The sequence below is a fragment of the Ignavibacteria bacterium genome, assembly GCA_025612375.1.
Lineage (GTDB): Bacteria > Bacteroidota > Ignavibacteria > Ignavibacteriales > SURF-24 > JAAXKN01.
The window spans coordinates 22,017-49,016 of the sequence record JAAXKN010000013.1 but is presented as its reverse complement, the minus strand read 5'-3'; the positions used below and the strand labels follow the sequence as shown (position 1 = coordinate 49,016).

At 42.9% G+C, this 27,000-nt stretch carries 27 protein-coding genes; 15 read left to right on the top strand and 12 right to left on the bottom strand.

Going from position 1 to position 27,000, the window contains the following annotated elements; all coding sequences use genetic code 11:
- The first annotated feature begins 10 nt into the window (after positions 1-10).
- The 3 genes from HF312_10345 (at position 11) to gatA (ending at position 2,065) form a co-directional block, all read left to right on the top strand.
- Positions 11-271: a twin-arginine translocase TatA/TatE family subunit gene (locus tag HF312_10345; GenBank protein ID MCU7520603.1), complete on the top strand. Its 261-nt coding sequence runs from the start codon at positions 11-13 to the stop codon at positions 269-271.
- Positions 272-399: 128 nt separating this feature from the next.
- Complete coding sequence (tatA, locus tag HF312_10340) at positions 400-591, top strand: twin-arginine translocase TatA/TatE family subunit (GenBank protein ID MCU7520602.1); 192 nt, start codon at positions 400-402, stop codon at positions 589-591.
- A gap of 16 nt (positions 592-607) precedes the next feature.
- The gene (gene gatA, locus HF312_10335; GenBank protein MCU7520601.1) at positions 608-2,065 is read left to right on the top strand and encodes an Asp-tRNA(Asn)/Glu-tRNA(Gln) amidotransferase subunit GatA; all 1,458 of its coding nucleotides are present in this window, start codon (positions 608-610) and stop codon (positions 2,063-2,065) included.
- Between the two features lie 108 nt (positions 2,066-2,173).
- Here the strand turns inward: gatA and HF312_10330 are convergent, their stop codons facing one another.
- Positions 2,174-2,413, bottom strand: a complete 240-nt coding sequence (locus HF312_10330; protein MCU7520600.1) for a hypothetical protein — start codon at positions 2,411-2,413, stop codon at positions 2,174-2,176.
- Between the two features lie 393 nt (positions 2,414-2,806).
- On the opposite strand from HF312_10330, the gene sucD reads away from it, so the two are divergent.
- From sucD to HF312_10305, 5 genes are all read left to right on the top strand, one after another.
- Positions 2,807-3,937, top strand: coding sequence for a succinate--CoA ligase subunit alpha (gene sucD / locus HF312_10325; protein MCU7520599.1), 1,131 nt, complete (start codon positions 2,807-2,809; stop codon positions 3,935-3,937).
- Positions 3,938-3,982: 45 nt separating this feature from the next.
- On the top strand, positions 3,983-4,414 hold the full coding sequence (gene ndk, locus HF312_10320; protein MCU7520598.1) for a nucleoside-diphosphate kinase: 432 nt from the start codon (positions 3,983-3,985) through the stop codon (positions 4,412-4,414).
- Entirely contained in the window at positions 4,414-4,953 is a 540-nt protein-coding gene (locus HF312_10315) for an NUDIX hydrolase (protein MCU7520597.1), read from the top strand. Before ndk ends, HF312_10315 begins: the two co-directional genes overlap by 1 nt.
- Positions 4,954-5,002: 49 nt before the next feature.
- Entirely contained in the window at positions 5,003-6,250 is a 1,248-nt protein-coding gene (locus tag HF312_10310; protein MCU7520596.1) for a DUF1343 domain-containing protein, read from the top strand.
- Between the two features lie 139 nt (positions 6,251-6,389).
- Positions 6,390-7,436: a hypothetical protein gene (locus HF312_10305; GenBank protein ID MCU7520595.1), complete on the top strand. Its 1,047-nt coding sequence runs from the start codon at positions 6,390-6,392 to the stop codon at positions 7,434-7,436.
- A gap of 90 nt (positions 7,437-7,526) precedes the next feature.
- Here the strand turns inward: HF312_10305 and HF312_10300 are convergent, their stop codons facing one another.
- From HF312_10300 to HF312_10290, 3 genes are all read right to left on the bottom strand, one after another.
- Complete coding sequence (locus HF312_10300; GenBank protein MCU7520594.1) at positions 7,527-8,030, bottom strand: DoxX family protein; 504 nt, start codon at positions 8,028-8,030, stop codon at positions 7,527-7,529.
- A gap of 61 nt (positions 8,031-8,091) precedes the next feature.
- Entirely contained in the window at positions 8,092-8,559 is a 468-nt protein-coding gene (locus HF312_10295; GenBank protein ID MCU7520593.1) for a MarR family transcriptional regulator, read from the bottom strand.
- Between the two features lie 197 nt (positions 8,560-8,756).
- A complete protein-coding gene (locus HF312_10290; GenBank protein MCU7520592.1) occupies positions 8,757-9,248 on the bottom strand; it encodes a hypothetical protein in 492 nt (163 codons plus the stop codon).
- A 764-nt stretch (positions 9,249-10,012) separates the two neighbouring features.
- Between HF312_10290 and HF312_10285 the strand changes: the two genes are divergently transcribed.
- A complete protein-coding gene (locus HF312_10285) occupies positions 10,013-10,873 on the top strand; it encodes an RNA polymerase sigma factor RpoD/SigA (GenBank protein ID MCU7520591.1) in 861 nt (286 codons plus the stop codon).
- A 60-nt stretch (positions 10,874-10,933) separates the two neighbouring features.
- Here the strand turns inward: HF312_10285 and HF312_10280 are convergent, their stop codons facing one another.
- Complete coding sequence (locus HF312_10280; GenBank protein ID MCU7520590.1) at positions 10,934-11,890, bottom strand: YihY/virulence factor BrkB family protein; 957 nt, start codon at positions 11,888-11,890, stop codon at positions 10,934-10,936.
- A gap of 197 nt (positions 11,891-12,087) precedes the next feature.
- Between HF312_10280 and HF312_10275 the strand changes: the two genes are divergently transcribed.
- On the top strand, positions 12,088-12,723 hold the full coding sequence (locus HF312_10275; GenBank protein ID MCU7520589.1) for a helix-turn-helix domain-containing protein: 636 nt from the start codon (positions 12,088-12,090) through the stop codon (positions 12,721-12,723).
- 4 nt (positions 12,724-12,727) lie between these two features.
- On the opposite strand, the gene HF312_10270 is transcribed toward HF312_10275, so the two are convergent.
- From HF312_10270 to HF312_10240, 7 genes are all read right to left on the bottom strand, one after another.
- Entirely contained in the window at positions 12,728-13,759 is a 1,032-nt protein-coding gene (locus HF312_10270; GenBank protein MCU7520588.1) for a hypothetical protein, read from the bottom strand.
- Complete coding sequence (locus HF312_10265) at positions 13,756-14,739, bottom strand: hypothetical protein (GenBank protein ID MCU7520587.1); 984 nt, start codon at positions 14,737-14,739, stop codon at positions 13,756-13,758. The genes HF312_10270 and HF312_10265 overlap by 4 nt, the downstream gene beginning before the upstream one ends.
- 8 nt (positions 14,740-14,747) lie before the next feature.
- Positions 14,748-16,118 carry a sigma-54-dependent Fis family transcriptional regulator gene (locus HF312_10260; GenBank protein MCU7520586.1) on the bottom strand — a complete coding sequence of 457 codons (1,371 nt, stop codon included), beginning with the start codon at positions 16,116-16,118 and terminating at the stop codon, positions 14,748-14,750.
- Entirely contained in the window at positions 16,115-17,533 is a 1,419-nt protein-coding gene (locus HF312_10255; GenBank protein MCU7520585.1) for a HAMP domain-containing histidine kinase, read from the bottom strand. The genes HF312_10260 and HF312_10255 overlap by 4 nt, the downstream gene beginning before the upstream one ends.
- A 90-nt stretch (positions 17,534-17,623) precedes the next feature.
- Positions 17,624-19,423, bottom strand: coding sequence for a hypothetical protein (locus tag HF312_10250; protein MCU7520584.1), 1,800 nt, complete (start codon positions 19,421-19,423; stop codon positions 17,624-17,626).
- Positions 19,424-19,457: 34 nt separating this feature from the next.
- Positions 19,458-20,213 (bottom strand): hypothetical protein, encoded by a 756-nt coding sequence (locus HF312_10245; protein MCU7520583.1) that lies wholly within the window; start codon positions 20,211-20,213, stop codon positions 19,458-19,460.
- Between the two features lie 216 nt (positions 20,214-20,429).
- Positions 20,430-20,840 (bottom strand): hypothetical protein, encoded by a 411-nt coding sequence (locus HF312_10240; GenBank protein ID MCU7520582.1) that lies wholly within the window; start codon positions 20,838-20,840, stop codon positions 20,430-20,432.
- Between the two features lie 422 nt (positions 20,841-21,262).
- On the opposite strand from HF312_10240, the gene HF312_10235 reads away from it, so the two are divergent.
- The 5 genes from HF312_10235 to HF312_10215 all read left to right on the top strand — a co-directional run bounded on the left by HF312_10235 (position 21,263) and on the right by HF312_10215 (position 26,776).
- Positions 21,263-21,874, top strand: a complete 612-nt coding sequence (locus HF312_10235; protein MCU7520581.1) for a hypothetical protein — start codon at positions 21,263-21,265, stop codon at positions 21,872-21,874.
- Positions 21,875-22,104: 230 nt separating this feature from the next.
- Complete coding sequence (locus tag HF312_10230) at positions 22,105-22,716, top strand: TetR/AcrR family transcriptional regulator (protein MCU7520580.1); 612 nt, start codon at positions 22,105-22,107, stop codon at positions 22,714-22,716.
- A gap of 39 nt (positions 22,717-22,755) precedes the next feature.
- Entirely contained in the window at positions 22,756-23,751 is a 996-nt protein-coding gene (locus tag HF312_10225) for an HlyD family secretion protein (GenBank protein ID MCU7520579.1), read from the top strand.
- A gap of 1 nt (position 23,752) precedes the next feature.
- The gene (locus tag HF312_10220; protein ID MCU7520578.1) at positions 23,753-25,366 is read left to right on the top strand and encodes a DHA2 family efflux MFS transporter permease subunit; all 1,614 of its coding nucleotides are present in this window, start codon (positions 23,753-23,755) and stop codon (positions 25,364-25,366) included.
- Between the two features lie 99 nt (positions 25,367-25,465).
- The gene (locus HF312_10215; protein ID MCU7520577.1) at positions 25,466-26,776 is read left to right on the top strand and encodes a TolC family protein; all 1,311 of its coding nucleotides are present in this window, start codon (positions 25,466-25,468) and stop codon (positions 26,774-26,776) included.
- The last annotated feature ends 224 nt before the right edge of the window (positions 26,777-27,000 follow it).

Genomic DNA, 27,000 nt, shown 5'->3' with positions numbered 1-27,000 from the left:
ACTAAGAATTATGTTTGGTAATCTTGGCGCTGGCGAAATAATACTTATAGTACTGGTAATACTAATATTTTTCGGACCTAAAAAAATCCCCGAGATTGCACAGGGAATCGGTAAAGGAATGCGGGAGTTTAAAAAAGCAATGCGTGACGTGGAAGATGGCTTAAAAAACGACACGGCTCCTGCCCCTGCAAAAACTCTTGAGCCAAAATCTGAAGGTGTACAGATTCCTGCAATACAGAAAGAGCAAACCAAAGCTCCCGAAGAAAAATAAGACGAAGATATTTGCAAGAAAAAATATATCTTTTCAGAAGCAGGCAGTTTTAATTTATTAACTGGGGTATACTGCGAAGTGTTTTACCTTTTGCGGTATTTCCAAATCAAACAAAACGAGGCAAAAAGATGTTTGGCAATTTAGGGACCGGCGAAATAATAATTATTGTCCTGGTTATTCTCATATTCTTCGGGGCAAAGAAGATTCCGGAATTGGCACAGGGTGTCGGTAAAGGGATGAAGGAATTCAAGAAGGCGCTGAAGGATGTTGACGAGGATGTAAAGAGCACCCCGGAAAACAAAGAAGAGAAAAAATCCTGATTTTCATTTCCCGATTATGACATCAGACTCAATAGAATATAAGAACTACTTCGAAAAAATCGAAAAGCTGAAAAAGGGAGAGCTTTCTCTTAAAGAGAACGTGCTTTATTTCCTCGACAGGATCGAAAAAGAAAAACATCTTAATGCATTTAATTTTGTTTTTCATGAAGATGCTCTCCTGCAGGCAGAAAAAGTTTCAGCAAAGATTAAGCAAGGCTCCTTCGGGAAGCTTGCAGGGATGGTTATAGCCATAAAGGACGTTCTGGCCCTTAAGGACAGGCCTCTTACCTGCTCTTCCGGCATGCTGAAGGATTTCACCTCTTTATATACTGCAACGGCAGTAAAAAAACTTATTGAAGAAGACGCAATAATTATTGGCAAGACTAACTGTGACGAGTTTGCCATGGGCTCCTCAAATGAAAATTCCGCATTCGGACCGGTCTTAAATCCAGCCGACACATCACGCGTCCCGGGCGGCTCCAGCGGCGGGGCGGCAGCAGCCATGGCAGCAGGGCTGTGTGACGTTTCAATAGGCACCGATACCGGAGGATCCATACGCCAGCCGGCATCATTCTGCGGCGTTATGGGACTGAAACCAACTTATGGCAGAGTATCCAGGTTCGGGCTAACCGCCTTTGCTTCATCTTTTGACTCCATAGGCCCCATCGGGAAAGACATCAGAGATATAGCTCTTGTTATGGAAGTAATTTCGGGCCGTGACATCAACGATGCAACAAGTGCAAGAGCAGAAGTCCCTGAGTATTCAGGTCTTCTGTCTGAAGTGGATATTACCGAAGATGGCTATTCGGGGAAGCCGCGCATCGGAATTCCAAAGGAATACTTTTCTGAAGGCTTAAATGACGAGGTTAAAAGTGTAATTGAAGGTGTGATTTCAAAGTTAAAATCGCACGGCTTTGATGTCCGGGAAGTAAGTCTTCCCAATACTCCCTATTCAATTGCTACATATTATATCTTAACTACGGCTGAGGCATCCTCAAATCTTGCCCGTTTTGACGGAGCCAGATACGGCTTTAGAAGCCCTGAGAGCCGCACACTTCAGGATATGTACACCGATTCAAGGTCCAAGGGGTTCGGAACCGAGGTGAAAAGGCGCATTATGCTCGGGACCTACGTTCTTTCAGCCGGCTATTATGATGCCTATTACAGGAAGGCACAAAAGGTGCGCAGGCTTTTGAAGAATGACTTTGACAGGGTTTTTAGTGAAACAGATTTGATCTTAACCCCCACAGCCCCGACAACGGCGTTCAGGCTGGGAGAGAAATCGAGTAATCCCCTCGAAATGTATTTAAACGATATCTACACCACTTCGGCAAATCTTGCAGGCATTCCAGGAATTAGTTTACCTGTAGGGTCTGACAGCCAGGGTTTGCCCATTGGAATGCAGCTCATGGCCAATCAGTTTGATGAATTGACGATTATGAAGATGTGCCGTTATATATCTGAAGAAATTTAACTTTGTGATAAAAAAATCTCTGCCTTCGAAAGAAAACACAGACGAAGAATACTCCCTGTCCGGAATTATCAGACAGAAATAAAGCTTTTTTTAATTCAAGCCTTTGAGCTAATTAAGCCTCCCCTGATACTGAAGCATCGACTTAATTTCAAGGTATTTGTCTTCAGCATCGCTGTAGCTTGAATATTCAAATCTTTTTATCTTTTTGAAAAGATAAAGAATATACTTTTTCATTATAACTAAATACTTGCCGTCATTTCTGACAAGCTTAACAGAGGTGCTTCTGAAATAGTAATAATGCAGAATTTCAGATCCCCCCTTTTCCACACCAGCTGCTACCTCACTCATTACTCCCCTCAAAAACTAGTGAATTGGTTAATTTAATAATAAAACATGAACCGGCTGCTTTCCCTTTAGTAAATTAGTATTTATTGAATAAAATGCAAGAAGATATTCTTACATGGACTATTTTTTTTCAAAATAAAATTTCTCTTGATGTAAATCACCCTGGCCCTGCTCTTCTTTATGCGGAGCCTTAAAATGCAGTGCTGCAAGGGATAAGTGCACTACCGGGAATTGAATATCAGAAGGGGCCCAGGATGAAGATTAAGCCCGGTTTTTATAAGAATCCGGGAGTTTTTCGTCCCAATCACTGCGCAGAACCTTTAGCATTTATGTCTGATAATCATTATCTTTACTGAAATCAAATACAAGTTTGTTATACATAATAAGGGAAACAAAATGAGTATACTTGTTGATAACAAAACACGTCTTGTAGTTCAGGGAATAACCGGGGGTGAAGGCTCATTCCACACACAGCAAATGGTTCAGTATGGTACCAATGTAGTGGCTGGAGTAACACCCGGAAAGGGAGGACAGAAATTTGATAATATTCCGGTTTATAACACAGTTGAAGATGCAGTTAAAGCGCAGAAAGCAAATGCATCAGTGATATTTGTTCCGCCTGCATTTGCAGCAGATGCCATTCTGGAGGCTGCACAGGCCGGTATTAAACTGATCATCTGCATTACCGAGGGAATTCCTGCCGCAGATATGGTCAAAGTATACAATTCCATAAAAAACAAGGATGTCCGCCTTATCGGTCCGAACTGCCCCGGGGTCATTTCACCTGGAAAGGCAAAGATCGGTATTATGCCCGGTTTTATCCATAAAGCCGGTAAAGTAGGCGTTGTTTCACGCAGCGGCACTCTGACTTATGAAGCCGTAAAGCAGCTGACTGACCTTAAGATCGGGCAGTCTACATGCGTTGGAATAGGAGGAGACCCCGTTGTTGGTTCCCAGTTTATTGATATAATCAAACTTTTTAATGAAGACGCCGCAACCGAAGGCATAATAATGATCGGTGAAATCGGCGGAAGCGCAGAAGAAGAAGCGGCTCAGTACATAAAGAAATTTGTTAAAAAACCAGTTGTCGGTTTTATTGCAGGGCGTACCGCGCCGGCAGGCAGAAGAATGGGACACGCAGGCGCCATCATCTCCGGCGGCAAGGGCACTGCAGCTGAAAAGATGGCAGTTATGAAAAAAGCAGGAATTAAAGTCGTTGAATCCCCTGCAGAAATTGGCATTACAATGCAGAAGGCTTTAGAACAGGCAAAGCAGGTTTCTAAATCGCCCTTAAAGAGTACTCCCAAAGGCGGCCTGAAGGCAAAACCTGCAGCAAAAGCTAAGACTGCTGTAAAAGCTAAGGCAGCAGTAAAAGCACCGGCGAAACCTAAAACTGTCTCTAAGGCCAAAACAGCCTCAAAAGCCACGGCAAAGCCCAAAACTGCGGTAGTTGCCAGGGCAAAGTCAAAGCCGGCAGGACAAGCAAAGAAAGCCTTAAAGCCTAAAGCAGTTTCAAGAAAGAAATAAGCGACCTATAACAAAAAGAAGAAACCTATATAAAAAGGAGTTAATTTGACTAACAGGACACTTGCCATATTGAAGCCTGATTGCGTCAGGAAGGATCTTATTGGTGAAGTAATTACAAAAATCACTGAAGCTGGTTTTAAGGTAAAAGCGATGAAGATGACGCGCCTGACAAAAGAATCAGCTGAAGGCTTTTATGAAGTACATAAAGAGCGCGGGTTTTTTAACGACCTCGTGCAGTTTATGATCTCCGGCCCATGCGTTCCGATTGCGCTTGAAAAAGAAAATGCAGTTGCCGATTTTAGAAAACTGATCGGTGCAACCGATCCGGCAGAAGCAGCCGAGGGCACAATCAGAAAGCTCTTTGCCGAGAGCAAGCAGTTCAATATAGTGCACGGTTCTGATTCGGACGAGAATGCAGCAAAGGAAATTGCGCATTTCTTTTCAAGAAAAGAATTATTGGAAAATTATAACGACTGATGCCTCTTAAACGCTGGAAGAAAATTTCCGAAAGAACAGTAATAAAAAATGACCATTGGAGTTACCGCCTGGATGAGTTTCAAATTGAAGGCGGCAGCCGCGGGGAATATCACTATGTACACACCTGCGGCTCTTCGATGGTCATTCCGTTTACTGATGGAGGCAGGATTTTGATGGTAAAGCAGTTCAGGTACCTGAACCAGAAGGAAAGCCTTGAATTTCCCTGCGGCTCGGTTGAAGAAGGATTGACAGCTGAAGAGAATGCCATCAAGGAATTAAGAGAAGAAACCGGATTTACGGCCGAAAGGCTCGAAAAAGCCGGCGAATTTTCTCCCTATACCGGTGCAAGCGATGAAATGTGCACGGTTTTTATTGCACGCGGACTCTCCCCTGCCCCCCTGCAGGCGGATCTGACAGAGGAGTTTGAGCTTGTAGAGAATACGTACTCCGAAATTGAGGAGCTCATTGAAAGTAATTTCATCTGGGACGGATTAAGCCTTTCGGCATGGATGCTTGCAAGAAAGTATTTAACAAAATAATAGTATACAAATTCACTTTTTTTTAGTTCTTTTAGAAGGCTCATTCAACATGAAAATTTGGCTTTATGTTTTTGTTTCAATATTCATTACATCTGTTATTTATCCGGCAGTACCTTCACAAAAAAATAAAACAGTTGCGGGAGCGGACGTACTGCTGGCCAAACGCATGAATCTTATTAAGGGCAAACGGCTTGGCATTGTTACCAACCATTCTGCCCTGCTTTCAAACGGGACACACCTGGTAGATACACTTTTCCACAGAAAAGACGTTAAAATATCGGCTCTCTTCGGCCCGGAACACGGCATAAGGGGCGATGCTCCTGACGGCACAACAATATCACACGGCAAAGATGCAAAAACGGGTCTTGAAGTCTACTCTTTGTATGGAAAAGTCTATAAACCTACAAAGGATATGCTTAAGGATGTTGATGTACTTATTTATGACATCCAGGACGTGGGAGCCAGGTTCTATACGTTTATTTCAACACTTTTTTATACCGTACAGGCCGGGGCTGAGAACAATATTCCTGTAATTGTGCTGGACAGGCCAAACCCGATTACAGGCATTAAGGTTGGCGGCCCCATAAGGAAAGAAGAACTTTCATCATTCGTAGGCATAGCTCCTATTCCAGTTATGCACGGGCTTACAATAGGCGAGCTGGCCACGCTTTTTAACGAATCAGGTATGCTGGGAAAAAATCTTAAGGCTAAACTGACCGTTGTTAAGCTGGAGAACTGGAAAAGAGATTACTACTACGATGAAACAGGCCTAAAATGGGTAAGGCCTTCACCAAATATTCCCGATCTTGAAACCGCAATCGTTTACCCCGGCATGTGCCTTATTGAAGGGACAAACGTTTCGGAAGGGCGCGGCACACATAAGCCTTTTCTTACCTTCGGAGCTCCTTTTATAAATTCCGAAGAGCTGACCAGTGAGTTAAAGAAGCTGGGGATTAAAGGGGCCGAATTTGAGAAAGCAGAATATAAACCGGTTGAAATACCCAATATGGCCAGCCAGCCCAAGTTTCAGGGAGAGAATGTAAACGGCCTTCAGATCAGGGTAACCGATAGGAATGAATTTGAACCGGTGCAGTTCGGCATAAAGCTGATCTATGCCGTGCATAAGCTTTATCCCGGTAAATTCAAATTCAGCGATGCGAGATTTGACCGCCTCTCGGGAGACAAGTCTATAAGAGAAGAAATCTTAGCAAATAAAACTGCCGATGAGATAATTAAAGGCTGGCAGAAGGAATTAAATCAGTTTAAGGGATTAAGAAAGAAGTACCTGCTTTATTAGTCCCGGCAATTTATCTGAAACAATACCGGATAATATAATGTTTAACTGACCGGAAAACCCGTGGATGCACAGAAAGAAAGAGAAAGAACGGATTTTTGAGGTCATCCGGATTTTGTAAAATTTTTAAGGAATTGGTTAAATGAAAAATATCTTTTTATTATTGTTTATTTCACTTTTCGTTTTCGGCTGCGGGAAAAAAGACGAAAATAAACAGACTGCCGCAATGAATGATACGTCTTCCGTACTGAAAACAGTGCCTGACGATGCACCGCCTAAAGATGTGAACCTGGTTTATATGCTGAAGAAGGATCAGCACCTTTCCTATAAGCTTACGAGCACTTCTTCACAAACACAGTCTGTTGTATCCGACACAACATTAAAGCAGGTTGCAAAGCAGACGGTATCATACATTATCGATATGGATGTCAGAGAAGTAGACAATGATAACGTCATGGATATAAAAGCCACAATCAAATGGGCAAAGCTTGACGGTGAGGCTAACGGACAGAAGCTATCCTATGAATCGGGGAAACTGAAAGATCCCAAGGAAATTGCAAAGTTCGTTGATTATGAAGCCGTGCTCAACAATCCGTTCTACTTCAGAATGAACCCCAAGGGAGAGATTCTTGAGATCTACCGCGTAGACAAAATAGTGGACAAATACCTGGAAATTCAGGGAATAAAAGATTCAGTTAACAATGAACAGAAGCACCAGTTCCAGGGAAATATCTCTGAAGGGGCCTTAAAGCCTCTTATCCAGCAGGTATTCAGGACACTGCCGCAGAATAAAGTAGCAAAGGATTCGACCTGGCACTTTGACTATCCCAGCAGAATGGGAGTATTTGATATTAAGAATATAGCGCAGTATAAGCTGGTCAATTTTGAAAAAATGCTGAGCAACGACAATAAGCTGGCCGTAATTGAGGCAGGATTGCAGATTGTCCCTAAAGGAAAAAATAAGGTAAGCGACAGGGGCATTGATTACGATTTTAAGAACCCTGAGGCTCAGGGAAGCGGAAAGATCTATTTTAACTTTTCAAAAGGCTGCGTGCAGAATTCCAAAACATCCACAAAGATGAAGATGTCTGTTACAGTAAAGACTTCAAGAGGCCCGCGCGGCCCTATGAAGGCTGTAAGAAATGACGACATGGAAACCACAAACTCGCTTCAGCTGATCGGATCATAAAAACAGAAAAGGTCATTTGAAATTAAAAAAAAGGGACTTTACAGCTCAATGCAGTAAAGTCCCTTTTTAGTTTACTTCGTTAGTAAAAAATCAGTTGCTTCCCTGAAGTTCAAATTCCTTTCTTTTTTCACCTGCTGTTTTTTTAGAAAGCAGAGAATCCAGAGCAAAGGCACCAGCGCCTTTAACCGCAATTACCATTACGATGGCAAAATAGATTAAATGGTATTCAAAACCCTCACCTTTTGCGGTTCCTGCCCAGTTCATAAAAAATCCGTTATGGATGTGTGCTGTAAAAACGGCAACAATCATTGTCACAGCAAGGCCGAAAGCAGAGACCCTGCTAAAGAGTCCCAGGACAAGGAGTATTGCGCCGACTGATTCAGCCAGTACGGCCAGGACTGCCAGATATGGAGGTATTCCAAGGTAAGCAGAGAATGTATTTAATGTGGTCTGGAGCCCAGCTCCCCCAAACCAGCCCAGGAGTTTCTGAGCCCCATGCGGGAAAATTGCTATAGCGGCGATAATCCTCAAAAACAGGAGTGAATAATTGTTTTCATCTGTATTAAAAAGTTTGTTAATTGACCTGGATAACATGTATTGAACCTTTCTTTATTATATATTTTTAGTGTTATAACACACACATTGTTAAATTTTTTTATTTCCCGTGGGGGTAAATTTTCTCACAAATTTCAGAGAGCTGAATTATTTCTGCTTCCGATAAGGAATCCCGTAAATATTTATTCAGCGAATCGACCTCAGGCCCCATATTCTCGATAAGAAGAAGCCCCTTTTTTGTAATTTTGGTTATAGAGAGTCTCCTATCCTCAGGAGAATTTTCCCTTAAAATAAGGTCCTGCTTCTCAAGATTGTCTATTATTCTTGTAACGTCAGGTGCCTGGTCGATCATTCTGACGATTATTTCGCAGCGCGGATAACCCTCGGGGTACGCTCCCCTTAAAATGCGGAGGACGTTATACTGTGCACTGGTAATACCGGAGGCCTGGCATACGTCATCCATCTTTTTCTTAATGAAGTTGTTTGCCAGGAACAGGTTCAGCAGCGCTTCGTGCTCTATACCCGTGAATTTATCCTGCTTTAGTCTTTGTTTAAGCTTTTCGCCCATTAGAGTTATTTTTCCGTGTTACGACACACAAATATAAATTATTTTAATTCAATTGTCAAATCTTTCTTAAGAAAGACGCTGATGAAACTTTCTTAGGCCGGAGGCAGAGTCAATTAAAAATTAAAAGTAAGATAAAGGAAAAATTAAAAAAGGGAAAGTCCGGATCCGGTACTATTCCCTTTTTATCTTAAACTGAATTAATCGCTGTTTTTCTTACCGAAGAGTTTATAGAGGCCATAACCTGCAATTGAAAGACCTATAAGGCCTCCTGTAGTTTTAAGAACCTTTGAATTGGCGAGGTTTTCAAGCTGAACGCCGCTTCCAGTCTGCTTTAATTCCTTTTCACTATATATGGAATCCATAAATTCAAGCCTGTCTTTATAGGACTTGAAAGTAATAATAAACTGTGCCCCCTCGGTCGTAGGGGTGAATTTTACGGCACATTTTTCAGGATCTATGTCATCCGGTTCTTCCATATTCTCAAATTCCCATTTTCCCCTGAAAACTGCGTAATTGACGACGCTTTTCTTCTCACGAGAATAAAGAGGATCCTGGAAGACGAGCATTTTTTTTCCCTCGGCATCCGTATTAGTCTGGGGCTGGAAATTCTCCTGGTTCTCACCCGCCCTGCTCATAGAATCTGAATTGCCGCTGTTCTTCTGTTCCAACATATCATTGCTGTCTGGCACTTAAACTGACTCCTTAAATCAAATTATGGATTAATACACAAATTTACTCAAAGTTATGCGTTAAGTAAAACCTAAAATCAGTACAATTAAAAATTATAAATTAAAAATTAAAAAGTAAAAGGTCAGAACACGGAGCAAATCTAAGAAAGAGAACAATTAAAGCAAAGGCAGAAAGTAGTCAGATACTTTCCGCCTTTCTTTAATCCATAGGTGAAGGTCTGTAAGAACCTTTATGATCATATTATCGGGTATTCATCTTCAAATGTTTTCTTGCCTATGATATAAAAAGCCGTTAAACCAGCTGCAATCAGAACAACTAATGACGCTATAATTATGAACCACATGACACGTTATCCTTTCATGTTATACAATCCGCTGCACAAAAAAATGCCGGAATTGAAGAATAACATTTTTGTCTCTTGCTATTTGATAAACCGGAGAAAAATTCCAGGCTCAAACTATGTTTTAATTCCCTGGGCTAATATATATTATACTGCAATGAACAGTGGCATTCAATCCCATTTTTAAGCCTAAAGTGGGTAGGTAAATGACTTGCCCGTGCATAAAATTGTGATATATTTTACTGCTGTAATTTATTCTTCAAAAACGTGAGCTTTTTTACTATTATCCGTCAGAATTTAATGGCATCTCAGCTGAAAATTAGTAAATTAAAATAGTATAGAGGCTCTCGTACTCTGGTTATTGTCCGTTAATATTATTGTTCTTTTAAATACAAATTGAATAATTAACAGCGAGGGGAGTAGATGAAGATAAGAAGACAGTATGCCCTGCACAGAGATCACTCTCTCGATACCTATCTAAAGGAAATTGGTAAAGCAAAACTTATCTCCTCAGAGGAAGAACTACAGCTTGTCATGAGGATAAAGAATGGTGATAAGGATGCAATTGACGCACTTATAAAATCGCACTTAAGGTTTGTAGTCAGCGTAGCCAAGCAGTATCAAAACCAGGGCCTTTCCCTGCCCGATCTTATCAGTGAGGGAAACCTGGGATTGATCAAAGCCGTAGAAAGGTTCGATGAGACCCGCGGATTCAAATTCATTTCTTATGCTGTATGGTGGATCAGACAGTCAATACAGCAGGCCATTTCAGAACAGGCCAGGATCGTAAGGCTTCCGGCCAACAGGATTGGCGACCTGAACAAGGTCTTAAAGACAGCCAATACAATGGAGCAGAAAATGGAGCGCAAGCCCAGTATGTCGGAACTGGCAAACGAGCTTAATATGCATGTTGAGGATATTGACAGCATCATGGAAAATTCCGGACGCTATGTCTCTCTTGATATGCCCGTCTTCCAGGACGACATGAACAACAGCAGCCTGATGGATACGATCCCTCTTGAAGGTGACGCGCTGCCGGACTTTTCAATTATGAAGGAATCGCTTAAAAAGGACCTGCGCCTTGCCTTAAAAGGGCTTTCTGAAAGAGAGGCTTTAATTGTAAAATGCTATTACGGGATTGACCGCGATACGCCTCTTACACTTGAGGAGATCGGAGACATGCTGGGTCTTACAAGAGAAAGAATAAGACAAATTAAGGATAAAGCGATCAGGAAACTGAAAATCAGATCCAACAGCGCTTCAATCAGAATGTATTTAGGTTGATGAAAATAGGGCAAGAGCAAGGTGATTTTTACCCCTTACTCTTGCCTTTTCTTTTTTTTATCAGCTGGCTTTGGACCTGATGTTATGCTTTTCATCATCCTTCTGCACATCTTCGGGTTTGATCTCTTTTGTTTCAGTCTGCAGTTTTACGGCATGCGCTGAGGGTTGAATGCCTGCTCCGGCCCTTACTGCATAGACATATGTCAGAATAGCTCCAAGGAATAGGATCTGTGAGGAGTAGTAGATCCATACTAATAGAACGGCAAGGCTTCCTGCAGCGCCGTAGGTGGAACTGATTGAACTGCTCCCCAGGTAGAGCCCAATCAGATATTTCCCGACCTGAAAGAGCACAGCTGTTACCAAAGCACCAAAACGAACCTCCTTCCATGTCAGCTCAACATCAGGAAGCACCTTATAAATAAGTGCAAATAGCGCAAAAATGACGCCCAGGCTGATAACAATATTTATTATCTGAAGCACAAAGACCGGAATAAACCCGAGCTTTGTCATGAACTGGTTCAGGGCCGTAAGAGCGGCACTGATGAGCAGCGAGACCAGAAGAAGAAAACCCATTGCAACAACAAGCGCAAATGAGACAAGACGGGTTTTGACAAAGCCCCAGATGGCATTCGAGGGAACGGACTTTACCTTCCAGATGATGTCAAGCGAATCCTGCAGCTCTATAAAAACCGCTGTAGCTCCTATTCCCAGTGTTACCACACCCAGAATTGTAGCCAGAATTCCGGCACTGGAGTTATAACTCTTTTGAATTGCAGTCTGCATCAGTTCTGCGCCCTGTTGTCCAACAAGCCCCCTCATCTCCTCGTTAATTCTGCCCGCAGCGGCATCAGGTCCGAATACCAGGCCTGCTACAGCAATTGCAATAACCAGAAGCGGGGCCAGAGAAAAGACAGTATAATAGGCTAGTGCCGCCCCAAGTTTTGGAGTTTTATTGTCGCTGTATTCATCTATTACCTGTTTTGTTACCTCCCAGGCTCCCTTGAAACTAAATTTCATATTTCCCTACCCTTTCTAAATGACTGAAAAATGGCATTAATAAATAGTTACGGAATAGAGGTTTATTTTTCAAGGCAGGAAGAAATGGCAGAAAGAAAGAGATCGCCGGCTGCAGCCGGATTTTACGAAAAGCGGTAAATGACGCTTGCCAATGAGAATTCTTTTGGATAACTTTTCCTTAACAATTTATAAATACTATGAACTGGCAGAATTTCATACTCCGTCTGGAAAAGGAATTCAGAATAAGCGGCGCTGAACTGGAGAAGAAAACCTCCATCAGCAGAAGCGTTATCTACAGCCTTAAGAAGGGCTCCACCTTAAGACCCCGTCAGACTACAATAAGAAAGCTCGAAGAGGCTCTGGACATTAAGATTGATGATTCAGACACTAACAGAGTCCGTTATACACAGAACGTTTCACATAAAAACCTGGAACTCTTCAGAATCGACGGCAATGAATTCCCTATAGTCAGTGAAATCCTTTCAGGGCAGGATATATTTCACCCGCAGAACATCATCGGGACAATCAGGCTTCCCTATACACAAAAGACAAACTGCTTTGCAATAATGGCCGAAAGCGGAATGGACGGCATTTTAAACAAGGGGGATAAAGTCCTTATTGATATTGAAGCAGGATACGCCAACGGTTCAATTGTCGCCTGCAGGCTGAAGGCGCAAAAACAGTTTATCAGGTACTACCGCAAACTCCCCGGAGAGTGGGTACAGTTCTATTCGCCTGACTTCAACGAGGAGCCCATTACTGCAAAGCAGTCGGAAATTGAAGCTATATACCGCGTGGTATTCTTAATTAAGTATTTCCCTACTGGGGCCTGAGGCCTTACCTTGTAAAACTGAAACCAGCCATTATGGACCAGGATTTTTCCGAGAAAATGTCGTTAATAAGGTTTTCTTTGGAATAACCTGTCCTTAAATATACCTCAACATCCTCAGTTACATCGTAGCCGATTTTAAGCAGGATACGGTTTTCATAATTTAATGACGAATAGTTCAGAGTTGCGGCTTCTTCATAAGAGGCGCTCTTACGGACTTTAATATTGTGCCAGAAGTAGTCAGCCATAAGCATAACTGATATGTTTTCTTCAGGCATTATCCCGGCCATAAATCTTACCATCTGCTCATATGAAGGAAATTTTGTACTTCCTGAATTTACAAGGAGGAAATGGTACTGAAAGGTAAGGATACTTTCCTCAGAGTACGTAAAATTAAGTTCAGGCCCGATTTTCCAGCCCGGAAGAGAGCTTTCCTTTTGCGGGGCTATTTTGCCTGGCAATTCCCTTATGGTAAAGAATTCCGCATAGATCCCCTCTTCGCCATTAACCGGGCCTAAAAGAGAATTCCCTGCCGACAGTTTCAGTGACAACAGGTCAGTTGTCTGCCTGTTCTCAAAGTTTATTATCTGTCTAAAATAGCCGGGGCTGAGGCGTAAAGTTACTTCAGAAGGAAGGCTATAAGTAACATCCCCCTGAAGGCTTAAAAGGTCGTGAGTAATAAGAGGCTTATAAGAGTTATACAGGTTTCTTTTAGCCGCTGCCGTAAAGCCCAGGCCCAATACTTCTGTTTCATAAAAATACCCCGCCTGGGCGCCCATTTTTACAGATCTGAGGGCAGTTTCAACGCCTGACCATTCGGGCCTAAGCCTGAGGTTAGCATTAAAAGAGCCGTTCCCGGCATCCGGGTAGTTATATGAGAGTTCCCCTTCTGCCCGCAGAAGGATATCTTCCTCGCCCTTAAGAGCCGGGTTATGGTTGTTAAAATACCCGGCTTCCAGGTCCAGCCTTGAGTTTAGCTGGCAGAAGGCAGCGCCGGAGAACAGGACAAGTCCTGCAATAAAAATAACGGCGAGCCTCATCTAGAGCTGCCGGTTTTGCTTAAAAGCATATTTCTGTAATCTTCCAGGCTTCGTTTTAGATCCTTGAGCAAATTGAAGTACGCGTTAAGAGAAAACTTTTTCCCCGAAGTGTCGATTATCGTCTTCAGGCTTCGCTCAATTTCGCGTGAGCGTTCCGGATTGAGCTGGCTAAAAAGTAAAGCCTGCGACTGGATCATATCAGTCGTATTTCTTTGAGCCGAAGAGCTTTCATAGCCGGGGAAAACGTGCGAATCCTTTTCACCGGAAACGCCTGCGACAGTTGAATTATTTACTTTTCCCGCCGGATGGATTCCCCTTTCCATCTCAGCTTCCTGAAGGAACTTGTGCGTCTTTTTCCGGAGCTTGAGAACCTGTTCGGTTTCCCTGTATACAATATTCACCTGGTTAAGCTGAGTCTCAGTTTCATTTAAGGCCGTCTTCAGATAAGCGTCATAAATATCCTTTTCCTTTCCGCTTAAGCCACTGATTTCCAGAGACTTAATTCTGCCCGGATCAGAAGAGAACTTCGGCATATAAGGCATTACAGCAAGCTTTTTGCCCATGAGAAGCAGTATCTCGCTATCTATGGAGCTGATTTCCTGTGAATTCTTTGCCGCTTTTTTACGGCTTTGAAGCTTCTCAAGGTTTTCCCCGTAAATTGAGTTAAGAGAATGTTTTACGGCCTCAAGCTCTGTGAAAATATTCTGCACTTTTTTCTGCTGATGTTCGATTTGCGAGGAAAGGTTAATGGAGTTGGACATGAGGCTTGTAATTTTATTCCTGTCGGCGCTGCTTTTCTTTTTTTCGTAATCTATCTGTCTTGCCCTGTCACTCAAGGAATTCTTCAGCACTGTAAGAATCGAGTCCTCCTGCTGAAGTTTTTCAGCAAGATAGTTGTACTTTTTTTCCAGTGACTGAATGTCCTGTGCCTTCAGATTGCAAAAGGTAAAGAGCAAAGCAGCAAGGTATACAAATATCATAAAATTTTTCATAAGAGCCCAAATTTTTCAAGTTTATAATAAAGTACGCTAGTACTTATTCCAAGAATTTTGGCCGCGCGATTTTTAACCCCGCCGGCTTTTTTCATTGCATCTGTAATCATATTTTTTTCAAGTTCATAGAGGGCATCTTCAAGTGGAAGAGCCTCATAAGGAGCCTTAAGGGGGTTATTTCCGCACAGGTAATGCCCTATTAGTGAAGTATCAATTTCCTCTGCCGTGGAAATTACAAAGAGCCTTTCAATTAAATTTTCAAGTTCACGTATATTTCCGGGCCAGGAATAGTTAAGCATGAGGCTTAGGCCTTCATTAGAAATAGTTTTGAAGGGCTGTTTATACCTTTGGCTCTGCCTTTTGAGGAAGAAATCCGCAAGGAGCGGTATATCTTCTTTTCTTTCCCTTAATGGAGGAAGTGTTACCGGAATCACGCTCAGGCGGTAGTAAAGATCCTGCCTGAATTTCTCTTCCTGAATCATTTTCTTGAGGTCGCGGTTTGTAGCAGCAATTATTCTGACATCTGTCTTAATTGTAACTTCCCCGCCCACGCGTTCAAATTCCCCTTCCTGAAGAACCCTCAGAAGTTTTACCTGCATCGAAGGAGAAACATCGCCAATCTCATCTAAAAACAATGTGCCGCTGTCGGCAAGCTCAAAGCGCCCTTTTTTAAGCTTATATGCTCCGGTAAAAGATCCCTTTTCATGGCCGAAGAGTTCGCTTTCAAGCAGATTCTCATTTAAGGCGCCGCAATTTATTTTAATAAAAGGGTTTAGGCTCCTGTTACTTTTCCTGTGGATTGCCCTTGCAATGAGTTCTTTCCCCGTTCCGCTCTCCCCCTCGATAAGAACTGTGGAGTCGCTGAGGGCCACCTGGTCAACAATGGAAAATACACTTTTCATCGGGGCCGAATGGCCAATTATCTCTTCGTAGCCGCGGCTTATCTCATCGCTTAAGAGCCGGTTTTGTTCCATAAGAAAAGTAATCTTGCTCGTACTGGTATATTTTTCAAAGAGTTTTTTGACTCTTATCCGCAGTTCCTCGGGAGCAAAGGGTTTGGTCAGGAAATCGGCTGCTCCAAGCTTTATTGCTTGTACAGCCGATTCCACTGTACCAAATGCCGAGATCATGAGGACCTCGGCTGAGGGGTTAATCTCCTTAAAGCGTCTCAGGACCTCAATTCCATCCATAGGTTCCATTTTCAGGTCAATAACTGCAACTGGAATAGAGTCTTTCCTGAAGAATTCCTCCGCCTCGGGGCCGCTGCTGAATGCATGGACCTCGTAGCCTTCGCGTGAAAGGCTTTCAGTTATACCAAGCCTCATTATATCATTATCTTCAACCACAATTACTTTGTTACTATTCATAAACTGTTCTTTTTGATAATTGTAAAAACAGAACCTTTATCAGGGTTATTTCCGGCCATGAGCCTGGCATTATTTTCAAGACAGAGCTTTTTGCTTATTGAAAGGCCGAGGCCTGTACCGTCTTTTTTCGTAGAGAAGAAGGGTTCAAATATCTGAGGCAGATTTTCCTTTGGTATGCCCGGTCCGTCATCTTTGACTGCGATCAGGCTGGCGCTGCCATCTTTTTCTGCAATAAGATCAATATGTCCTTCTTCCGGGAGGGCCTCCAGGCTGTTGGCAATCAGGTTTACTATAATGTTACGCAATTGTGCAGCGTCGAAATATATGCGTCCAAGATTATCACTTATACTCAGGCATACTTTTTTTTCTTTTAGTTTTGTGCAGAAAATGTCCCTTATTTCTCCAAATACCAAAGAAGTATTGACCCATGAGGGGTTCGAAGGCATCGGGCGGCTGTAGCTTAAAAATGCCGTAATAAGAGACTTAAGGCCGTTAATTTCGCCCAGGATTTTATCCGGGTAAGCCGGGCTTTTATTCTCCTTCAGCATATCCTCTTTCAGCAGTCCCGCCAGGAGTTCAATGCCGCCTAAAGGGTTACGGATCTCGTGGGCAATCTGTGCCAGCATGGCTTCCTTTTCACTTTGAATTCTGGCCAGGCCGTATCTCATTTTATTCATGGATGAGGAAAGCTCCTTTATCTCTCCGTACATTTTCTCAGGCTCCGGAGCCAGCAGGTCCCCGCCGCCGATCTGGCGGCTGAAGGCAGCCAGACGGTCAAGCGGCCTTGAAACCGACCTTGCGAGCAGTAAACCCAGGAGTATGGAGACAATAAGTCCGCCCAGACCTATATAAAGGAAAATCAAAGAAAAATCCTCAACCTTCTCAAGGTGCAGTGCATTTTCCCTGAGGGCAAGCCAGAAGGAATCATCCAGGCGGCAAAAGCTCCACAGGTACCAGTTCCCGTCATCCCCCTTAAAAGGGAGAGAAGAGACGGACTGGCCCGGTTTAATCTCTGAAATTTCTTTGCGGTTAAGCATGAGCCGCACGTCCTGTGTACCTTCGAAGGCTTTTGAGGCTGAATGGACCATGACCGTAAAATTCCTGTCGAAGATGAAGGCTTCATTCTGCAGGTCCGGGTCCAGGAAGAGCTGAAAAATGTCCCTGAAGTAATCCCCCACGCTTTTCTCCGGAAGACCGAAGTGGAGTATGTCGAGGTATTTTTTATCAAACTGCCTGGAAAGGAGCTGAGTGGAAACGTTTACCTGCCGGCTGAGTTCACCAAGATAAAGCTCTTTTATAAAGCGGTAACTAACTGCCGAAGTAATCAGCACGAGGGCTGAAGTCACAAGACAGAAGGTAAAAATAATTCTGATCTTGTAGTATGATTTTTCAATAAGGCCTTTTAAGAGACTCATCCTTGCCGAAAAAGTTTAATGGTTTATTAATATGCAGATTAAAAGTAAAAGCTTGAACCGAAATAGTCAATATCGCCAAATGAGGTATTATCATAAATTTGCCTCAAAGCTAAGCCACCACTGTGCCAGATGGAAGGCCCCCTCATAATCAGGATCCAGCAGAAGGTTTATTTTCAGGTCAGGAGATATATTCAGATCGAACTTTGTAATAAAATCCGTGGTGTTTTCAGTCAGCTTTTTTGCCGGTTCAGTGTATCTTTCACCGAAATTTGTCTCCTTTCCATTTACCCCGTTTTCATTGCGCTCCCTTGAGTTAAAATATGCTACCGTCACATCATGAATCTCCCAGTCGCGCAGAATTCTGTTTACACCGAGCCAGAGGCCGAACTTTTCATGCAGCTTAAAATAGAGGAGGACAGGGATCTGCAAGGTCCACTCTTCAGCCGTATAATTCCAATTCAGGATCTTATTTTCCTTCAGGCCGTTAATATAGAAATTATTATAGTTCCTGGAGTTATAAGTATATTCAGAGTACCTGCCGGCCACAACCGGCTCATTATCTAAAACTGAGCTTTTGGAATAATTATAATAAAACCCTGCAAGCAGTGTATTTGATTGGGTCAGATCCCACTTAAAATTAATCATTGCCTCGTGTGAGTTCACTGTTTTTTCTCCCGAACCTGTACGGCTGTCGTGCACAAAAGAATAACCGTGTGAGATGTAGACGCTGCTGTCGTAATTATATACCCACCTGGAATCGCTGTAAGATGTATCATTTATCGCCGACAGGCTGGAAAGATCGATATTGCTATGGTTATACCTGTAAAACCCTGCAATTTCTTTGCCTTCAGGCAGCCTTTTTATAAAGTTTACTCCGAGGTATTTTGTTGTTCCCTTATGGCTCCAGCTTTGCTCTGTAACAGAGTTTGACATATTGTAAGACCAGTCCGGGAGCTGTCCTGTCACCCTATACTGGTAGAAATATGAACTTCCCTCATTATATGCCTGGTCGGCTTTCCCGGAAAGAAAACCTCCTTTTAGGCCGAGCGTGAGCAGCGGAGAGACCTCCATGCTTACGCCCGCAGAAATATCCAGGTGGCGGTACTTCTCATCCTTAGCCTCGGAGCTGGAGTTACTGTATTTTGTCTGGCTCGTATTGCCGTACTCGCTATTATTTAGATTAAGATACTCCCCCGCTCTGGAGTGGGAGACACCGTTTAGGGAAAGCCCGAAAGTAAGGTTGCTTAGCACCCTGAAGCCCATAAACGCACTGAAAAGATGCCCCGAGGTCAGCATCTCGTCAGTATTAGCCTCGCGGTCAATTATTGGAATATCGCTTGCTGGAGATGCAACCTTTGCATTAAATGCATCGTAGCCGTAGCGTGAAGTGTAAATAAAATAAGGCATTGAATAATATTTCTCTTCCCTGTGTATGAGCTGATAAGTAGCCCCGAGGAAGAAACTTTTATTAATCTCCTTGACAGGGTATGTCAGGAGCCCGATTGAGACAACGGGTTCAGGCTCCATTCTTGCCGTAGAGATCCAGCGCCGGTCCGGTAAGCTTATGTCGGCAGGAGCATAGAAGTTAAGCGGCACATAGCTGCCTACAATTGAGGGGACTTCCCTGTCGCCCCTGAAATCCATGTAAAACTTTATTTCCTTCCCGTTCAGGTCGGGCAGGCTGGCCGGATTATTGAAAAGGTCCAGAAACGGATCGCGCACAAAGCCAGCTGCTACCTGCCTAAATGCAGGCAGGGCAAAGGTATTGAGATAATGGCTCTTAAAGTACATGTCTGAATTCTGGAAGCTTTTTTCGGCCGCCCTTTCCCCATAGTATTGTGCTGAACATAAGGCCGGAATGATCAGCAGAAAGAATAATATCTTTTTCATGTTTTCACCGTCCTGTTAAATTCCCTGATTAATATTATTGTTTACCCATATAAAACCTTACCCCGGCCGACAGGCCAATATCACCTAAGCCTGGCTTTACAGGTTGCTCAATTGAAGAAGTTTCAATAGGAATGCCCGCATCGGGTGGGAAGCGCACAGGGTTGGACTTTTCTGTTTTCACGCTGCTTATTAAAATCTTCTGCATCTGGAAGAACACGGAAGCCCTTTCCATGAATTTGATACTTAATCCTGCCGAAACGTACTGCCCGAAACCTTTTGTACTGAGGTCGGTCTTAGTTGTAAGAGAGCTGCTCTTATCAGAAACTTTTGTTTTATAGGAACAGTAGCCCACCCCAATACCCATAAAAGGGACCAGCGTGCCTGACTCATTTAACGGTGCAAAAAACTGCAGTTCTATGAGTCCCGGGAATCCATCTGTATCTAATTCCTTTGAATTTGTTAAAACCATCTCACTACCCTGTGTCTGGTTAGTATAGACCGTCTTCCACTCCTTTTTAGTATTGCCAAACCCGTAACCTGTTGAAAAATCAAGTCTGACATTTGAATTGAGATAATAAGAGAAATGGAACATCAGCTCCTTTGCCGGGGCAGCGGCAATACTGTAAATAGGATCCATTGGGACAAGATCATAGTATGAGTAGGACTGCTCAAGAAAGGCAGGCGGGAAGACACTGTTGCCGAAACTGATGCCTGCTTCCTGGCCGTAATTGGGATTATAGAACAGAATGAAGATGAAAATAGTTACAGATGAAACAATAGACTTTTTCATTTTAGTGCCCAATATTTGTAGCAGAATAGAAGAATTCAGCCTGTGAGGTACAAGATGCGTGCCGGGAGGATATGACTTATTTAATCTGAAATAATTTTAATTTTCCACTCCAGGGATATCAGATTTCTGATGGAGATATCAGATTTTTGATAATAACGGGATAAAAAAAACCCCAGGTGTGGTGCCCGGGGTTTCATAAAAGCCGGTAATTAAAATTTACTTCGTCGTATCTATTTCACTACTCAGCTGCTGAAGGGCTTCAATTTCTTTATCCCTGGAGTAGAGCTGTTCCTTCTGATCTTTTTCCAGTTTTGCCTTTGCATCCAGCTTTTCTTTTACATCCTGTGCTATAAGACTCTTTATATCCTTACGTATTTCGGACCTTTCCTGCTTGTAGCGGGCAAGTTCTTTTTCCAGACGGTTAATCCAGTCTGTGGTAAATTTCTCACGCGATTTGAGTTTTTCCATCTGCCATGAAGAAATATTGGCAGTAGTTTTGTATCTGGTGAGCACAGTTTTTTTTCTATGTGTGGTCTTGGACTTCGATGTGCATGGCTGCTGAGCGAAGATAAGAGAACAAAAAAACAGTGAAAAAACAACTACAAAAGAGACGCGTCTAAGCTGCATAATGAATCCCCAAAATTAGTAGCGATTTTAGTAATATTTCGAGTTTTAAAGTTAATTATCCCTTCTTTAAATTGCAACAGAACCTCGTATCTTATTCTTTTTTTGCTGAAGACAAAGTTTCAGACATATTGCCTGCTTTTTTTATGTAAGCACTTTTACTTTTCCGTTATGATGCAGCTTATTCTGCCGCTAAAAACCTTCTTAAGACTTATAGATAATTTGCTCGGATTCACTAAGGCACCGCCAGTTCCATGGATTCCTGACTCTTTTGACTTAAGTCAAATGATCTGATCCATTGCGGAATTAAATTATTTATGAGGCAGTTTAATATGAAGTTTTTAAGCAAAAAGTTTTTTAAGTACGAAGTTTATTAAGTCAGGTTTTAGGGGCTGCCGGAATCCTAAATGTAAAAGGAGGAGAAAATGAAAATAATAAAATTTGCTGCATCAGGTTTATTCATGATGCTCTTGATTTCAAGCTTTTTAAGTAAAGACCTGTATGCCCACTGCGACGGAATCAAGGGGCCGGTTGTGATTTCAGCAAAAAAAGCTCTTGAAACAGGAAATGTAAATTATGCCCTGATATGGGTTTCAAAGGATAATGAGGAAGCTATAAAGAATCTTTTTCAAAAGTCGGTGGAAGTAAGAAAACTTTCCACGGATGCCCGTGAACTTGCAGATATGTACTTCTTTGAAACTCTCGTCCGTCTGCACCGCAATGGCGAGGGAGAGCCGTATGAGGGTCTTAAGATTACAGATAAGGATGTCCCGCCAGTAATTCATGCTGCCGATCTTGCAATTGAGACAGGAAACAAGAATGAGCTTCTTAAATATTTCTCAAAGGGGCAGGATAAAAAAGAAATTGAAAATAGACTGAAAGAAGTCCTGTCAAAGAAGCACTTCGACATAAATGACCTTGAGGCAGGACGCAGTTATGTTAAAGCCTATACGGAGTTTGTTCACTATGCCGCGGATCTTTCCGGAAGCAATGAGCACGAAGGGCATGAAAGCAAACGCTATAAAATCCACGGCTAGTCCAGTTTGAATTTTGGGGAAGCCCTTCTGTGACTTCCCCTCTGAAATAAGCCTTTATATTAACATCCCTTCCCCTTTGCAATCACAATAGTTCAAGATCCCAATAAAGACTTAATTTAACAGCTTTCCACCAGGAATATTGCCATCAGGAGTCAAAACCGGACATTGTTGATTAATTGGCAATTATTTTATATTTTTCGACTATTCAAGTAAAATAGTCGAATAGCATAATGAATGAAACTTTAACAAAAGAAAAAGAACAGCAGATCCTGAAGGCGGCAAGGCAGACCTTTGCGCGCTACGGATTTTCCAAGACCACCATGGAAGACATAGCCGAAGGCGTGGAGATGGGAAAAGCCTCGCTTTATTATTACTTCCCCACTAAAGAAAGTCTTTTTAAGGCCGCAATGGCTGAAGAGAAAGATGAATTTGTAAGAAAAGTTGAGAAAATACTTGAAAAACAGAATTCGGCAGTCGGTAAACTCCACACCTATGTGGAAGAGAGGCTTAAATTCTTCCAGGAACTGGTAAACTTAGGAACACTGACCGTTCATTCGTTCCTTGAGAAAAAGTCCATTTTCAGAAATCTTTTTGATGAATTCGGTGACCAGGAGCTCAGGATTATGCGGTATATCATTGATGAAGGGAGATCGTCGGGTGAATTCAAAAAAGATATGGATGAACGCGTTCCGGAAATTCTGCTTCACGTCCTCCACGGACTGAGGCTCAGAATGGTACGCACTATTGCAGGGGCAAATACTATGGACAATAAGACGTACCGTGAACTCAGGGATGAAATGCTACTGACAATTGACATTTTTATATCAGGGATCAGGCCATAATTTTTTAGAATGAAGGAGAATTTAGAGTTGGAAGACAATATGCAACAAGTAAAAGTAAATAGACACAGACAAAACATACAGGACGACGGCGAAGAGACTGTAGAGTCAACGCCGGTTTATAAAAAGAAAAGAGTACTGATCCCCCTGTTCATTTTCCTTGTCCTTATCGCAGCAGGCGTTTACTGGTACATGGGACAGCAGGGTTATATATCAACAGACGACGCCTATATTGACGGCAACAGGGCAACCTTAAGTTCAAAGATGCTGGGAAGAATAGATTCGCTTGCAGCAGATGAAGGCGATACTGTTAAGGCCGATGAAAAGCTGGTTATACTGGATGCATCAGATCTCAGGGCACAGGAAAACTCAGCCGCTGCAACAATTAACAATGCCGAGGAAAGCATTACGCTTTCAAAAGTCAATCTTGAAAGGGCAAAGGACGATTTCCAGAGAGCCAAATCGCAATTCCAGAGCAGCATTATACCGAAAGAGCAGTATGATCACGCTGCAAGAGCCCTTGAGGCAGCACAGGCAGAATATAATATTGCAGTCTCCAGGGTTGGAACTGCCAAGGCACAGCTTGGTATAATTAAGACCAACCTGCAGAACGGAGTAATTGTATCCCCTATGAATGGCGTAATATCCAAAAGATGGGTACTGGCCGGAGACGTGGTACAACCCGGGCAGCCGATTTATACAATATATGACACGAAGAATATCTGGATTACGGCTCAGCTTGAAGAGACAAAGGTTTCAAGCATAAAGCCGGGCGATTATGTGGAAATTGACGTTGATGCCTATCCCGATCAGAAGTTTAATGGCAAGGTATTTCAGATTGGCGCTAACACTGCAAGCCAGTTTTCGCTAATCCCGCCTAATAACGCCTCCGGTAACTTTACAAAAGTAACACAGAGAGTTCCTGTCAAGATTTCAATTGACGGAAGGACAAAGGATTCCAGGAACCCTGTGGGAAAACTCTCTCTTCTTCCGGGAATGAGCGTTGAGGTAAGAATAAAGGAAGGCGGTGTGAAATAACATGGCTCAGAATCAGCTTAGACACAGGAAGAAAGGCTTCCTGAAGCTTGATCAGGAGCATCCTTCTTATAAATGGTGGGTACTTGCAAATATCATGGTCGGCACTTTCATGGCAGTGCTGGATTCAACGATCGTGAACGTGGGACTGACAAAGATTATGACGGCATTCGGGACCAGCGTGGACAAAATTGAATGGGTCCTGACTGCTTACCTTCTGGTTTTTGCCGTCATGCTGCCCACTTCAGGCTGGGTTGCAGATCACTTTGGATACAAGAGGACGTACTTTCTGGCTCTGTTTCTCTTTACATTCGGATCGTTTTTGTGCAGCCTCTCCTGGGATGAAAACGCGCTCATTGCCTTCCGGCTCGTCCAGGGAGCAGGTGCAGGATTTCTGATGCCGGTTGGCATGGCAATCGTAACGCGCGAATTCCCGCCGGAGAAAAGAGGCATTGCACTTGGATTCTGGGGAATTGCTGCTGCGGCTTCGGTGTCCTTAGGGCCCATGATAGGCGGATATCTGATTGACAATTACAGCTGGCATTCAATTTTTGACGTGAATATTCCCGTTGGAATTCTCGGTATGGCTGCAACTTATATAATCCAGAGAGAATACAAGACTGAACATACACGCTCTTTTGACTTTCTGGGATTTATTTCCATGACGGTGTTTCTTACATTCCTTCTGCTAGCACTCTCAAACGGGAATGCATCCTGGAATACGGGAGGCTGGACTTCCTCATTTATACTCATCTGTTTTGCCCTGTCAATTATTGGCTTTACTGTATTTCTGGCAACAGATTTAACAGCGAAGCATCCTTTGATCGAGTTAAATCTTCTTAAAAATTTTAACTTTTCGGTTACTAATGCAATATTGTTCATCTTTGGTATGGGACTTTTCGGGAGCACATTCCTGCTGCCGCTTTTCCTGGAGAATTCGCTTGACTATACGGCGCTTCAGGCAGGACTTGTTTTTTTCCCCGTCGGAGTGCTCCAGGCGGTAATGTCTCCTATTTCCGGATTTCTTGCCGATAAAATTAATCCAAAGATCCCGGCGTTCATTGGACTCATGCTTTTGGCCTTCAGTCTTTATCTTAACAATTTTCTTTCCCTTTTTTCTGAACATGCACAGATAATGCTGCCCCTCTATATAAGAGGTCTTGCAATGGGAATGATGTTTACTCCATTAAGCACTATTGCGCTGGCAGATATACCAAAGCAAAAAATGGCTCAGGCATCGGGATTGTTTAATGTTATAAGACAGATTGGAGGAAGTTTCGGAGTAGCCATTTTTGGAACAATGCTCACACGCAGGATACTGTTCCATACACAGGCACTTGGAGAATCTGTAAACCGCTATTCCCCAACTTTTCAGCAGGTACAATATGGCGTGGGACATTTTGTACAACAGTCCGTTGGCGGGGCAGGCAGTGAAGTTGCAAACAGATCGCAGGCGCTCATCGTACAGCACATTGCAAATCAGGCATTTGTTCAGGCAATAAATGATGACTTTCTTCTGGCTGCAGGAATAACACTTCTTTGCCTCATTCCCCTGTTCTTTCTTAGATATAAAAAGAAAAAAGGCGAAAAGGGCGAACACGTTGCGGCAATGGAATAAAGAAAAGTAAAGGAAGAGGTAAAGGTAAAGAAGAGCATTTATAAGAACTCCCTCTGCCTTAATTACTTAAACCGGAATATTTTAGTTTTGAGGAAATTGATGAAAAATACACTTTTGGCATTACTTGTAATTTTTGTTTTTGCACATAATACCAATGCGCAGGGTGTTTCTGCGGATTCTATTAGTTTAACAAGTGCAATTGAGCTTACGCTGCAGAATCATCCAGCTATTAAACAGGCCCAAAGCCTTATCGGAACAGCTGAGGCAAGAATTAAACAACAGTCTACTTCCTATCAGCCTGAAGTGGAAGCTGATGCCTCTTACACCAGGATAGGCCCTGTGCCTTCATTCCAGTTTGGAGGCCTTTCTGCAAAGCTCTATCCAGAGAACAATTATGATGCGCACTTAAGCGGCAAATACCTGGTTTATGATTTCGGACAGCGTGATGCTGTGCGTGACCTGACGGCTTCGTATAAATATTCGGCTCAGGACAACCTCGAAGTCATTAAAACAAATTTATCCTATCAGACCGTACAGGCATTTTATTCTCTATTATTCCTGAAGCAGAGCCTGACCGTAAAAGACCAGCAGATAGCTGATCTGAACAGCCACCTGCAGGTAACGCAGGCAAAGGTCTCCTCCGGAACGGCAACTGATTTCGACGTTTCGACTACAGAGGTCAGGGTTTCGTCTGCCATGAATCAGAAAACAGACATCTTAAATGAAATCAGCAAACAGGAAATTATTCTTAGAAGCCTCATGGGGCTTCAGGAGAATGCTCCTGTAAACGTTTCAGGAAGTTTTAACTTTGTACCTGAAACCATTAAAGCCGATTCACTGATAAATGTTGCGATTAATCAAAGAGGCGAAGTAAAGCTTGCACGCGACCTCCAGATGAGTGCAGACAAGCAGAAAAATGTAGCCCGTATGTCGGATAAACCTACGGTAAGTTTAGGAGCTGCATACGGTTTTAAGAACGGCTATATCCCAAATCTTGATGTATTAAGGGGTAACTGGACTGCCGCGGTCATATTCAGGTATCCGATCTATAACGGCGAACGCTCGCGTTACCTGCTTGAAGAGGCAGAAGCAAACTTACAGTCGTCACTTGCCCATACGAGTGACGTTGCACTTGGCATAAGGGCCGAGGTTAACCGTGCAGTTTCAGACATCAATGCGGCAAAGCAGCAGCTTGAAACTGTAAGAATTCAGGTGCTTCACGCGCAGAAGGCTTTGCAAAAAGCAGAACTTCAGTACAGAGACGGCGTGATCAGCAACCTGGACCTTCTAGATGCGCAGACGGGTCTTACTGAGGCAAGACTCTCGGAATTGCAGATTATCTATAAAAACATCATGAGCCGCTATCAGCTCCAAAGAGCTGCAGGCGACAAACTCTGGAAAGAACGGTAAGAAACTGTACTCACAAGAAAAGTGCAAAACCCTGAAGGAAATATGTAAGAAACCTTCAGGGTTTTTGCATTTTAAATAACCACGATGTAATGAATTTTAACGGTACGGATTTTTCCGCTTTCAGGCTATACCCAAAGCGCAATTAAATACTTAAATTATACTGCAAAACTCAGGGGGAGAAATAATGAACTTAAGGATTTTATTTTCAGGGCTCTTGTTACTCC